This is a genomic window from Synechococcus sp. CCY9201 (assembly GCF_034931105.1).
Taxonomy (GTDB): domain Bacteria; phylum Cyanobacteriota; class Cyanobacteriia; order PCC-6307; family Cyanobiaceae; genus CBW1002.
Genome location: NZ_JAYGIC010000093.1, coordinates 1 through 1030 on the forward strand (window position 1 = coordinate 1; position 1030 = coordinate 1030).

At 59.3% G+C, this 1030-nt stretch carries 1 protein-coding gene; it reads right to left on the reverse strand.

Translation table 11 applies throughout. From position 1 onward, the window contains the following. Nucleotides 1–5: 5 nt before the first annotated feature. Nucleotides 6–959 (reverse strand): IS1595 family transposase, encoded by a 954-nt coding sequence (locus VB716_RS09135; RefSeq protein WP_197156855.1) that lies wholly within the window; start codon nucleotides 957–959, stop codon nucleotides 6–8. Nucleotides 960–1030 lie beyond the last annotated feature (71 nt).

Genomic DNA, 1030 nt, shown 5'->3' on the forward strand with positions numbered 1-1030 from the left:
CTTGATTACCCATAAGCCTCCGCAAGCCTGAGATCCCGCTCCGTGCAAGGCATGCAGCAGCAGACTGCATTGGCGATGCGCTCGGTCATCTCAGCCATGGCAAAGCGCCGATTGAAGCGGAAGCAGAAGCCGCCCAGGTAGCGCTTGGCGTACTTGTCAAAGTTGAAGGCATGGAAGGTGCCGTTGAAGCTGGTCTTTAGGTTGCCCAGCAGGGTGTTGATCCAGCGGAACTGCGGCAGGTCGCTGGGGTGCTTGCCGGTGGTGACATTCGCCTTGTGGTGGCAGTTGGCCGTTGTCACGGCGCGGAAGCAGGCCAGGCCATCGGAGAGTACATCGCTACCGGGAGTCAGATTATTCAAGGACCAGTTAGCGATCGCCTCTGAACTGAAGCTATTCACCGGCGCGATCTTTGCGTGGATCGGATGGCCGGACTCGTTCAACGAGACGGCTGCCACGATCGGAATCTTGTTTTCTGATCCGCGACCCACCTTGCCGCCAGTGCGTTCTCCGCCGAGGTAGGCATCATCTATCTGAATCTTTCCCCGCAGCAGATACTCCTCCTCCCGTTCGCTCATCGCCCGCAGGATCTTGTTGTGAAGCAGCCAGGCGGTGTCGTAGTTGACGCCCAGGTGACGACTCAATTCCAGCGAGGAGATCCCGTTCTTGGCCTGGCCGATCAGATAAAAGGCCAGGAACCAGTTTGTCAGAGGGAGCTTGGTGGCCTGCAGGATCGTGCCGGCCGTGAGTGTTGTCTGATGGCCGCAGTTGCGGCATTGGTAGCGCTTGAGTCGTCGGCCGTAAACCAGGCCATGCTCATGCCCATTGCAGCGAGGGCACCGGAACCCATCCGGCCAGCGAGCCTTCTCCAGAGCAGCCTCACATTGCTCCTCTGTGCCGTAGAGCCGCTGGAACTCAGGCAGAGACAGGCCCTTCTGGAACTGGATGCCGTTGCGCGCCATGGCCAGAACAGTATCTGCGTACCACTCTAGTCGGGACAAATGGCCTGCACGGAGCGAGCTGGGTAATCAAG